The following is an 11438-nucleotide window of genomic DNA, read 5'->3' on the forward strand; positions in this document are numbered from 1 at the left end:
AAGCCGAAGAGCGCCGGCGGTCTGCCGCGGCGCCGACGCCGTTCGCCGTCGTTCCGTGTCGTCAGCATGGATCCGCGCGGACCGGCTGGCGGCGCGGAAGCCGTTCAGCAGGGACGTACGGGCTGGGAGGGCCTTCTCGGAGGGGGCCGGTCCCGCCCTGTTGCATGGGCCACTTGGGATCCTTCCGTGTGTTGTCCGCCTGTGGGCGGGGGAGGTTCGCGACGACGCCCGGGGCAATTCGTTCCCCGGCCGGCGTGGACGGGCAACACGGCCTCCGGGGAGCTGCATTGACACAGGGCGCGGGCACACGGGTCGCGGTGGTCGGCGGCGGGATCGGCGGGCTGGCCGCCGCGCTGTTCCTGGCGCGTCGTGGGCACACGGTCACCGTGCTGGAGCGCGACGGACACCGTCCGGGGCACGGTCTCGACGAGGACTTCTTCGACTGGCGGCGCCCCGGAGTGCCCCAGGCCGTCCAGCCGCACGGACTCCTCGCCCCGGTCCGTACCGTGCTGCGGGCGGAGACCCCCGACGTGTACGACGCGATGCTGCGCATGGGCGCGGGCGAACGCAACGAACTCGAATGGTTCACCGAACCGCCGCCCGCCCGCCCGGGGGACGAGGACCTCGTCACCGTCCAGACGCGGCGCATCGTGCTGGAGACGGCGCTGTATGAAGCCGTACGTCGCGAGCCGGCCGTCGATCTCCGGCTCGGGGAGCCCGCGGAGGGGCTGATCGTGGATGGGCGCGGTGACGTTCCCCGGGTGACAGGGGTGCGGTCGCGGTCCGGGCGCCACGATGCCGATCTGGTGCTCGACGCCTGCGGGCGCCGCTCCCCGGTGCCGGGATGGCTGTCCGCCGCGGGCTGCCGGGAGGTGGTCGTGGAGAACCACCGGATCGGGATCGCGTACTTCTGCCGCTGGTACCGGCTGTCGCCGGGCGGGCCGAGGAATCCGGGGCGGGTCAAGGCCGGTTCGGTGGCGGCCTTCGCGGTCGGCGGGGTGTTCCCCTCGGACAACGGCACCTTCGCGGTGTCCCTGACCGTGTCCACGGCCGACCCCACCCGTGGCGCACTCCTGGACCCCGAGGTCTTCGAACGGGTCGCCAGGACGTTTCCCGCCGTGGCCGCCTGGCTGGATCTGCGGCCCGAGGCGATCTCCGGGGTGCTGGCGATGGGCGGTCTCGACAACCGGTGGACCGGGCTGTGCGACGACGCAGGGCCCGTGGTCACGGGGCTGGTCGGGGTCGGTGACGCGGTCACCCACACCAATCCCACGATGGGGCAGGGAGTGGCGCTGGCCCTGTGGGCGGCGCAGTGGGTGGCGGCCCATGCGGGGGAGGCCGCCGGCGACCCGGCGGGGTTCGCGGGCGACTTCCACCGCTGGACCGGGCGGGCGCTGCGGCCGTGGTTCGACGTGCAGGTCGCGATGGACCGGGCCAACGACAGCCGGCTCAGGAACCCGGCCCGGGTGCCGCGGAATCCGCGCACCGAGGAGGCCCGCGCGCAGGCTGCCCTGTCCGCCTGTTCCTGGGACGACCCGGTCGTGATGCGGGCCAGGGCCCGCATCCGTCATCTCGTCCAGCCCGCCGACGAGGCGTACGGAACGGAGGAGGTACGCGCCCGCCTCGCGTGCTGGCTGGCGGAACACCCGGACTTCACCCCCGTGTTCGACGGGCCCGCCCGCGAGGAGTGGGAGTCGGCCGTGCGGGCCGCCGGGCAGCCCCTCTGAGGGAGGGGAGGTTTCGCGCCGCTCCCGGTCCCGACAGCACGGCGGCGCCGGTGCCGGCCATTCGTGGCCGGCACCGGCGCCAGGGCCGTGCGTGATCCGGAGGTCAGACGAGGAGCTTCGTCTTCGCCCGCTGGTACTCGTCCTCCGTGATCGCGCCCTTGTCCTTGAGATCCGCGAGTTTCGACAGGTCCTCGACGTGGCTGGCCTTCGGTGCGCCGTTCGCGTCGGACGTGCCCGCGGCGTCTCTCACGTACGCCTTGAACGCGGCGTCACGTTCCTTCGCTTCCTTCACATCGCGCGTCCCCATGGACTTGCCGCGTGCGATCACGTAGATCAGCACGCCCAGATACGGCAGCACCAGGGCCAGGATCAGCCAGCCCGCCTTGGCCCAGCCGCCGAGGTCGTCACTACGGAAAATGTCCATGATGACCCGGAACAGAAGGAAGAGCCACATGATCCAGAGGAAGAACCAGAGCATGGTCCAGAACAGATTGAGCAGGGGATAGTCGTCCATCGTCCACTCCAGACGCCGCGCCGACATGGCTGAATCTGAAATCAGTCATATCACCGCATTTATCCACTCGCCCGTTGGCGTGGCCCGGCATGGGCCGGGCGGGGGAGGGCGGGGTGCGACGTGGTGTGGCGGGGCGCGCGGTGGCCGCTTCTCCTGTACCCGCTACTGGCAACTTCTCCTGTGCTGGCCGCTTCTTCGGCAGCGGCTACTTCTCCGGTACGGAGACTGGGGCCTCGGCGTCGGGTGTGCCGGTGGCGGGTTCGGCCGGCTCGGCCTGCTGCGGAATCCCGGAGGCGTCCGAGGCGGGCGCGGGCGCGGTCTGCGCCGCGTGCGCGACCGTCGTGGTCTTCCGGATGTGCATCAGGAGTCCTATGAAGCCGGCGAGGAAGCCGCTGGCCAGACCCGATATCGCGTGGTTGACCGCGTTGACCGACTCGCTGTCCGGAAGCCCGATGGCCGCGTAGTTCACCGCCGCGCTCATCAGTGCCCCCATCACGCCGCCGATGAGGCCGCTGACGGCGGCGGCGCGTACGGGAGAGGGCGGGGCGGCCGGGGCCGCCGGGGCGGAGGTGGCGGTGGGGGCAGGAGTGGTGAGCGGTGCGGTCATCGTCGAGGGCCCTCCAGACAGGCTGCGATGGAGACCGGGAGCGGCTCACGGGCGCGGCGGCATGCGCGCTCCAGGGACTGCTCGCACGGGCAGCCCACCGGTCCGGAGGGTGCAGCAGACACCTTGCGGCAGAACACGTGTTCCTCGCAACACCTTCTCGGTTTCAACACTTTGACGTTCCGTCGGGGTGTTCGCGGGGGTGTGAGGTGGTGGCAGGCCAGTGCGTGCGGGCGGGGCGTGGCGGGCGGCCGGTCAGGGGTGCGGGGGCGGAGTGGTCATGCGCGCCTCGAACATGCCGTAGAGTTGTGTTTACCGACGCGGGGTGGAGCAGCTCGGTAGCTCGCTGGGCTCATAACCCAGAGGTCGCAGGTTCAAATCCTGTCCCCGCTACTGAAGAATCAGGCCCGGCATGCATACAGCGTGCCGGGCCTGATTCGTTTGTACGTCGCCGGGCCGTCGGCCCGGCGACCGGCGGGACCCGCACCGCGCACGTACCCCCATTGGCCGACGTGGAGTCGCCCCGCGACCCCGCTCCGGGAAGCCTGGAGGTGGTGCGCGGTACCGTCCGCGGCCGTGGGTGCGCCGGGCAGGAGACCAAACAGGTGGGGAAGCGGGAGAAGCGGCGGAAGGGGCGTGCCGGGAGCGTGCGCGCCCGCCGGTTCGTCCGGGCGCTGCCGGCACTGATGATCATCGGTGGCGTGGCGTTCGACCTCCTCACCCCGCCCGCCTTCACCGCCATCCCGCTGTTCGCGGCGGCCCCGCTGATCGCGGCGCCCTTCTTCTCGCTCGCCAGCACCGTTCGGACCGGCATCGCCGCACTGCTGGCCGTCGCCGGGGTGCGTCTCTACGACGGCCATGTGATCCGGGTCGTGCCCTCCATCGAGATGCTCACCGTCCTCACCGTCTCCGTCCTCGCCGTGGTGATCAACGGCGTCGTGCGGCGCAGTAACGAGCAGCTGGCCTCGGCCCGCGTCATCGCGGAGACCGCGATGCGGGCGGTGCTGCCGACGCCGGCCGAGCGGATCGGCGGACTGCACGTGGCCGCGCGGTACGAGGCGGCCCAGGCGGACGAGTTCGTCGGCGGCGACCTCTTCTCGGTCACGGACACCCCGCACGGGGTGCGGCTGGTGGTCGGGGACGTGCGCGGCAAGGGGCTGGACGCCGTGGAGGCGGTGGCGGTGATCATCGGGGCGTTCCGGGAGGCGGCCGAGCAGGAGGAGACGCTGGAGGGCGTGGCGGAGCGGCTGGAGCGTGCGCTGGCGCGCGAGTCGAGCCGGCGCGGCGGTCTCGACGCGGTCGAGGGGTTCATCACCGCGGCGCTCGCGGAGATCCCGCCGGGTTCGGCCCGGGTGCGGATCGTCAACCGCGGCCACCCCGAGCCGCTGCTGCTGCACACGGACGGGGCGCTGGACGTGCTCGGCCCGTCCGTGCCCGCGCTGCCGCTGGGCATGGACCTGGGGGTGTGGCCGGACCGGGCGGACGAGTGGGAGCTGCCCGCCGGGTCGACGCTCCTCTTCTACACGGACGGCCTCTCCGAGGCCCGTAACACCGAAGGGGTCTTCTACGACCCCGCCGAGCGGTTGCGCGGACGGATCTTCCCGGGGCCCGAGGAACTGCTGTCCGCGCTGACCGACGACGTCCGGCTGCACACGGGTGGCGAGTCGACGGACGACATGGCCCTGCTCGCGGTCCTGCGGCCCGCCGAGGGCCAGCCGGACCGGCGGACGACCGTGAAGATCGTCGGTCTGGGCGACGGCTCCGGCTGAGCGGGTGGCCGCCGGTGCCGGCGGCGGGGGACGGTACGGGAGGGCTCCGGCCGCGGATACCACTGTCCGTAACTGAAAGACAGCCCTCCGCATAACGTTTGACGCAACGTCAGAAAGACGGTATCGCCCGAGAGGCGATCAACTCGCCCGATTCCACCCGGTTGTGTCCCGTAAAGTCCAGGCCAAAGACGTGAACGATCAGTGGGAACGGCTTGGAATCGGACCCGGGTGTCTATTAACGTTCGATAACGCAGCGCGGTTGTCCCTGCCGCCGTCAGTGGCGGCACCGTGCGCGAGCGCCGAATTCCGCAAGGGAACCGGGGAACCACCTACATGGGGTGAATCGGGCATCTCTGTCTCGTTTTCGAGGCGGAGGTACTCGTAGGAGACCTTCCTGCTCCGAACCCGTCAGCTAACCCGGTAGGCGAGAAGGAAGGAAAGGAGTGCGCCCCCGTGGCGTCCAACAAGCCTGCCCCAGAATCTCCCTCCCGGTTCGGGTCCGAGTACGGCAATGACTTCGCGACCGGATCCGCTACCGCTTTCGGTACGGAGTACGGGGCCGACTACGCGACCGACTACGGGACCGATCGGGGCAGCGACTTCACCAACGACTTCCGCGCCGACGGCGTCCGCGTCGATGCCTTCCGCGCCGACGAGGCCGGGGCCGACCGGGCCTGGGAGGAATGGAATCCCACCGAGGAGTCCGTCCGTCCCGTGCGCGGCAAGCACCGCGTCGCCAAGCAGCGCAATGGTCTGGCCCGCAGCTCCACCGTCCTCGGCGTCGGCGTCATAGCGGCCGTCGGTGCGGGTGGCATGGCCACCGCCCAGAGCAAGCCGCCGGTCTCCATCTCCCTACCCGATGCCATCTCGGACAATCTCCCCGACGCCAAGTCCCTTCCTGGCGTGGGCGCACTGTTCGCGGGCGGGACCGAGTCCGCGGCGGACAAGGCCGACGCCGCGATCGCCGCCGCCCCGCTGACGTCCGCCGGCATCACCACCGCCGAGGCCGAGCAGGGCACCACCGACGCGGGCGAGGCGCTCCGCGCCCGCATCCTCCAGCAGGCCGAGCAGCAGCAGGACTCCGCCGACGCCGAGGTCAAGGCGGCCGAGGAGAAGGCCGCGGCGGAGAAGGCGGCCGCCGAGGCGAAGAAGCAGCAGGACGCCGCCGAGGCCAAGATCGCCGCCGAGAAGAAGAAGGCGGCCGAGGAGGCGAAGAAGAAGGCGGAGGCCCTGCGGCTCGCCAAGCTCGCCGCCAGCTACGCCATCCCCACCTCCTCGTACACGATCACCTCGACCTTCGGCGAGGCCGGATCGATGTGGTCCTCCGGCTACCACACGGGCCTCGACTTCGCGGCGCCCACCGGTACGCCGATCAAGGCGATCCACAGCGGCACGGTCAAGTCGGCCGGCTACTCCGGTTCCTACGGCTACCGCACGGTCCTGGAGCTGGAGGACGGCACCGAGCTGTGGTTCTGCCACCAGTCCTCGATGGACGTCAGCATCGGCCAGAAGGTCACCACCGGCGACACCATCGGACGCGTCGGCGCGACCGGCAACGTGACCGGCCCGCACCTCCACCTCGAGGTCCACACCCCGGACGGCACCGGCATCGACCCGATGGCCTGGCTGCGTGCCCGTGGTCTGACGGTCTGAGACCGTTCACCTCCGCCGGTCCTCCGGCCGGACGACGAAACCCCGGCAGCCCTGACGCTCACCCCCCGACGTCAGGGCTGCCGGTCCGTCTCCACGGCGTTCATCCATGTACCTGTACCGGGCATGGAATAGCGGAGCCGGTGGAGCGGGTTGTTCCACCCATGACTTCTCTTCGCACACTCGGTTCCTCCAGCCTTCAGGTCTTCCCGCTCGCCCTCGGGGGCAACGTCTTCGGCTGGACCGCCGACGAGGCGCAGTCCTTCGCCGTCCTCGACGCGTACGCGGCGGCCGGCGGCAACTTCATCGACACCGCCGACTCCTACTCGGCCTGGGTCCCCGGCAACGAGGGCGGCGAGTCGGAGACCCTCATCGGCAAGTGGCTCGCCGCGCGCGGCAACCGCTCCGACATCGTCGTGGCCACCAAGGTCGGCGCCCACCCCTCGTACAAGGGGCTCTCCGCCACCACGATCAAGGCCGCCGCCGAGGAGTCGCTGCGCCGGCTCGGCACCGACCACATCGACCTCTACTACACGCACTTCGACGACGAGACCGTCCCGGTCGAGGAGATCATCACCGCGCTCGACCAGCTGGTGAAGGACGGAAAGGTCCGCGAGATCGCCGCCTCCAACATCAGCCCGGAGCGGCTCCGCGCCTCGCTGGAGTTCTCCGAGCGCGAGGGACTCGCCCGGTACGTGGCCCTGCAGCCGCACTACAACCTCGTCTCCCGCGACACCTACGAGGGTGAGCTCCAGGACACCGCGGCCGCCGCCGGGCTCGCCGCCGTCCCGTACTTCGCCCTCGCCTCCGGATTCCTCACCGGCAAGTACCGTCCGGGCACCTCCGTCGACAGCGCCCGCGCGGGCAGTGCGGCCACGCACCTGGAGTCGGAGCGCGGGCAGAAGGTGCTCGCCGCGCTCGACACGGTGGCGCAGCAGCGGGACGCGGAGATCGCGACCGTGGCGCTGGCGTGGCTGGCCGCCCGGCCGACCGTCGCCGCGCCGATCGCGTCGGCCCGTACGGTCGAGCAGCTTCCCGCGCTGGTGGCCGTCGCCGAACTGCGGCTGACGGACCAGGAGCTCGCGCTCCTCACCGAGGCTTCCGCCTAGTCCGGCTGCCCGGTCCGGACGTCTGGCCCGGCTGCCAGGTCCGGACGTCTAGCCCGGCTGCCCGGGCCCGTTCGGTCCGTCCGACGGGCCGTGCGGCGGGTCGTACGGTGCGGGGCCCGCGTACGGCGGTGCGCTGTACGGCTGCTGCCCGGCGTAGGCCTGTCCTGCGTAGGTCTGCCCGCCATGGGGCCGGCCGGCGTACGGATACGCGGGGTGCGGGTACTGCGGGTACTGCGGGTACTGGGCGTACGGGGCCGGTCCGGTCCGGGGGTGGTGCGAGCCGTAGGCCCCGTACCCCTGGGGCCGGTACGGCTGGGGCGCCGCGGGTATGAAGCGGGGGCGCAGCCGGCCCGTGGCCTGTGCCGCGTACGCCAGGGCCGGGCCCGCGGTCTCCCTGCGCTGCCACAGGTGGTGCAGCAGCTCCACCTCACGTACGCCGAAGTCCGGGCCCGCCGTGCCGCGGCGGGCCTGCCGGCGCAGAAAGGCCAGCGAGGTCGCGAACGACTCGTACTCGGCGACCGCGCGGGCCGCCTCCTTGCCCCGGGCCTTCGCCGCCTTCCGCACCGTGGCCGGTAGCTGCGCCCGGGCGTGCACATGGTGAGGAGCGGCGTGGTGAGGAGCGGCGTGGTGCGGGACGACGTGTGCGTGGTGAGCGGCGTGCGCGGGGGTGTGTGCTGCGGCCGTCGCCTCCGCCGCGGCGCGTTGCCGCGCGACGTCCCTGGCCATGCCGCGGGCCCGCATGGAGGACAGGGCGAGAGGTTCGGCGGGGGACAGCCAGCCGGCCGCGGCGTAGGCCGGCAGTTCGATGCCGAGGGTGCGCAGTCCGCGCTGCCGGGACCAGACCGCCAGCCAGGTCATCAGCCCGAAGACCGGCACCATGAACGCCCCGTACACGGCGTAGAAGCCGTACGGGCCGAACGACGACGAACCGTTCCACAGGGCGTGCATGCCCATCGCGAGGAGCAGGCCCAGCGGCGGGAGCGCGATGCGGCGGAGGCGCTGGTGGCGCGCGCTGCTCGCGGCGATCCCGAAACCGATGCCGGTCAGCACCGTGAAGAGCGGATGCGCGAACGGCGACATCACCGCCCGTACGAAGAACGTCGCCACGGTCACCGAGGCGAAGCCGGAGCCCATCTGCTGGTCCTCGCCGAAGGCGTTGCCCAGGTAGAGGATGTTCTCGGTGAAGGCGAAACCCGTCGCGGTGAAGCCGGCGACGACCACGCCGTCGACGATTCCGCCGAAGTCCCGTCTTCGGAAGAGGAAGAGCAACAGCACGGCGGCCGCCTTGGCGCTCTCCTCCACGACGGGCGCTATGACCGTGGCGCCCAGGGTGTCGGCGTTACCCGGATCGGCCGTGGCGGTGGCGATCCACTGCGTCGCGAAGGAGTTCGCGAGGATCGCGACCAGGGCGGCCGCACAGGCACCCCAGGCGAAGGCGAACGTCATGTTCCGCCAGGGGCCCGGCTCGACCCGGTCCAGCCAGCGGAAGGCCGTCATCAGCACCGGGACGGGCAGCACGGCCAGCCCCAGACCGACGAGGAACCCCTGCGTCCCGGTCTGGTCGCGCACCAGGGCCAGGATCACCAGACCGCAGAGCGCCAGCACGGTGAAGACGGCGACGACGCGAAGTGTCCTGCTCCGCCACAGCACGCCGACGCGGCGCGGGTGGTAGCGCCACTGACCGCGGTCCGGCACGGCAGCCAGGATCTCGCCGACCCGCTGCTCCTCGAGCAACGGGACGGCCGGCTGTGACTGCTGCTGCTGGACAGACCCGTCGGACACCCCACGACCCTAACGAGCAGGACTGACAACGGCCATGGCGTGTGGGTGCCCCCGGCCGGAAGAGGGCGCACGCACGGTGTGACGGGACGGCAGGGGAGGCGGGCCGGCCCGCCCGCCGTCAGCAGCGGGCGAAGAGCAGGTCGTGCACGACGTGGCCCTTGTCCAGGCCCTGTCCCTCGAACCGGGTCAGCGGCCGGAACGCGGGCCGGGGTGCGTAGCCGCCGTCCGCGGCCGTGTTCTCGAAGCGGGGGTGCGCGGTCAGCACCTCCAGCATCTGCTCGGCGTACGGCTCCCAGTCGGTCGCGCAGTGCAGGACCGCTCCGGGCCTCAGCCGCTGCGCTGCCAGGTCCAGGAACTCCGGCTGGATCAGCCGGCGCTTGTGGTGGCGCGACTTGGGCCACGGGTCGGGGAAGTACACGCGCAGCCCGTCCAGGGTGTCCGGCTCCAGCATCTCCCGCAGCAGGATGATGGCGTCCCCGTTGGCGACCCGGATGTTGGACAGGCCGTTCCGGTCCGCGAGACCGAGCAGGTTGCCCTGGCCCGGGGTGTGCACGTCGACGGCGAGGATGCCGGTGCCGGGGTCGTCGGCGCCCATCTGCGCGGTGGCCTCACCCATGCCGAAGCCGATCTCCAGGACCACCGGGAGGCCGTCGAACAGCTCGGGCAGATCGATGACGCGCAGCCCGTCGATGTCCAGGCCCCACTTCGGCCAGAGCCGCTCCAGGGCGTCCTGCTGGCCGGGGGTGACCCGGCTGCGGCGCGGCTGGAAGCTGCGGATCCGGCGCTCGTGGTGCGAACCGGCCGGATCGGCCGCGGGGCCGCCCGGGAAGCGGGGTTCCTGGCGCAGCCTGCGCGCACGGTCCAGGGCCGCGGCGCGCAGCTCGTCCGGGATCCCGGCGGTGGCGTGCGGTGCGGTGGGGGGCGTCCCGGTGGGGAGCGTGCTGTCCGTCTCGGCAGCGGCGTCGCCGGGCGTCGCGGGGGAGGGGTTCAAGGGCTCAGACACAATGCCCTGATTCTACGGCGGGAGGCTTCCACCCCGTGCCCTGTGCCCGGAGCAGCGCCCTGCGTGCCACCTCCCGCCCGATGGGCAGCGCGGCCGTGGCGGCGGGCGACGGGGCGTTCAGCACGTGCACGGTGTGCGGGGCCTCCCGGATCAGGAAGTCGTCCACCAGGGTGCCGTCCCGCAGCACGGCCTGGGCCCTGACCCCGGCCGGGGAAGGGCGCAGGTCGTCCTCGGTCACCTCGGGCAGCAGCCGTCGCACGGCCGTCGTGAAGGCGTGCTTCGACAGCGAGCGGTGCACCTCGCCCGCCCCGTACCGCCAGTGTCTGCGCGCTATCCGCCAGGAGCCCGGCCAGCTCAGCGTGGAGAACAGCTCGCGCGGCCGGACGACCGGCCAGCCATAGCCCTCACGGGCCAGCGCGGGCACCGCGTTCGGACCGACGTGGACGCCGCCGTCGTGACCGCGGGTCAGGTGCACCCCGAGGAACGGGAACGCCGGATCGGGCACCGGATAGACCAGGCCGCGCACCAGACCGGGCCGGGCCAGCTCGTAGTACTCCCCCCGGAAGGGCACGATGCGCATCCCGGGATCGTCGCCCGCCAGCCGCGCCACCCGGTCGCTGTGCAGCCCCGCGCAGTTGACCAGCACCCGGGCCCGCACCACCAGGCCGTCCGCCGTCCGCGCCGCCACGCCCCACGGGCGCCGGTCGATCGCGGTGACCTCCGCGCCGAACCGGATCAGTCCGCCGGCTTCCCGCACCTCGGCGGCGAAGCGCTCGGTGACCGCGCCGAAGTCGCACACCCCCGTCGTGCCCACCCGGATCGCGGCGAGGCCGCGCACATGCGGCTCGTACTCCGCGATCTGGGCGGGTCCGAGCTCGCGCACCGGCAGTCCGTGCTCCCGGCCGCGCTGGACCAGGGCGTGCAGCCGGGGCAGCTCGGAGCGCCCGGTCGCGACGATCAGTTTGCCGGTCACCGCGTGCGCGATGCCGTGCTCGCGGCAGAATTCGACCATCTCGGCCGAGCCGCGCAGCGCGTACCGCGCCTTCAGGGAGCCCGGCGGGTAGTAGATGCCGCTGTGGATCACCCCGCTGTTGCGCCCCGTCTGGTGGCGCGCGGGGCCCCACTCCTTCTCCAGCACGGTCACCCTCGTGCCCGGTGCGGTCCGCGTGATCGCATACGCGGCCGACAGGCCGACGATCCCGCCGCCGATCACCAGCACATCGCAGTCGTACGCCGCGTGCGTCATCATCACGCCACCTCCCACCCCGATAGTGCACTGA

General features: G+C 72.2%; 9 protein-coding genes, 1 tRNA gene and 1 riboswitch. Of the genes, 5 read left to right on the forward strand and 5 right to left on the reverse strand.

Annotated features, from left to right (window positions below):
- Positions 1–287 precede the first annotated feature (287 nt).
- Positions 288–1727 carry an NAD(P)/FAD-dependent oxidoreductase gene (locus tag OG408_RS20835; RefSeq protein WP_326671300.1) on the forward strand — a complete coding sequence of 480 codons (1440 nt, stop codon included), beginning with the start codon at positions 288–290 and terminating at the stop codon, positions 1725–1727.
- Positions 1728–1830: 103 nt separating this feature from the next.
- Here OG408_RS20835 and OG408_RS20840 read toward each other — a convergent pair whose 3' ends face one another.
- Complete coding sequence (locus OG408_RS20840) at positions 1831–2241, reverse strand: SHOCT domain-containing protein (protein WP_266780583.1); 411 nt, start codon at positions 2239–2241, stop codon at positions 1831–1833.
- A 205-nt stretch (positions 2242–2446) separates the two neighbouring features.
- On the reverse strand, positions 2447–2848 hold the full coding sequence (locus OG408_RS20845; RefSeq protein WP_326671302.1) for a hypothetical protein: 402 nt from the start codon (positions 2846–2848) through the stop codon (positions 2447–2449).
- Between the two features lie 316 nt (positions 2849–3164).
- Here OG408_RS20845 and OG408_RS20850 point away from each other — a divergent pair.
- From OG408_RS20850 to OG408_RS20865, 4 genes are all read left to right on the forward strand, one after another.
- A tRNA-Met gene (locus tag OG408_RS20850) sits at positions 3165–3238 on the forward strand.
- Between the two features lie 161 nt (positions 3239–3399).
- On the forward strand, positions 3400–4614 hold the full coding sequence (locus tag OG408_RS20855; protein ID WP_285564327.1) for a PP2C family protein-serine/threonine phosphatase: 1215 nt from the start codon (positions 3400–3402) through the stop codon (positions 4612–4614).
- 287 nt (positions 4615–4901) lie between these two features.
- Positions 4902–5056, forward strand: a riboswitch (cyclic di-AMP (ydaO/yuaA leader).
- Positions 5057–5067: 11 nt separating this feature from the next.
- Complete coding sequence (locus OG408_RS20860) at positions 5068–6267, forward strand: M23 family metallopeptidase (RefSeq protein ID WP_285564326.1); 1200 nt, start codon at positions 5068–5070, stop codon at positions 6265–6267.
- A 161-nt stretch (positions 6268–6428) separates the two neighbouring features.
- Positions 6429–7373 (forward strand): aldo/keto reductase, encoded by a 945-nt coding sequence (locus tag OG408_RS20865; protein ID WP_285564325.1) that lies wholly within the window; start codon positions 6429–6431, stop codon positions 7371–7373.
- Between the two features lie 48 nt (positions 7374–7421).
- On the opposite strand, the gene OG408_RS20870 is transcribed toward OG408_RS20865, so the two are convergent.
- From OG408_RS20870 to lhgO, 3 genes are all read right to left on the reverse strand, one after another.
- Positions 7422–9155 (reverse strand): PrsW family intramembrane metalloprotease, encoded by a 1734-nt coding sequence (locus OG408_RS20870; protein ID WP_326671305.1) that lies wholly within the window; start codon positions 9153–9155, stop codon positions 7422–7424.
- A 118-nt stretch (positions 9156–9273) separates the two neighbouring features.
- On the reverse strand, positions 9274–10161 hold the full coding sequence (gene trmB / locus OG408_RS20875) for a tRNA (guanosine(46)-N7)-methyltransferase TrmB (protein ID WP_326674568.1): 888 nt from the start codon (positions 10159–10161) through the stop codon (positions 9274–9276).
- Entirely contained in the window at positions 10151–11407 is a 1257-nt protein-coding gene (lhgO, locus tag OG408_RS20880; RefSeq protein WP_326671307.1) for an L-2-hydroxyglutarate oxidase, read from the reverse strand. The genes trmB and lhgO overlap by 11 nt, the downstream gene beginning before the upstream one ends.
- Positions 11408–11438: the final 31 nt, after the last annotated feature.

This window comes from Streptomyces sp. NBC_01257, assembly GCF_035917255.1.
In the GTDB taxonomy this organism is placed as follows: Bacteria; Actinomycetota; Actinomycetes; order Streptomycetales; family Streptomycetaceae; genus Streptomyces.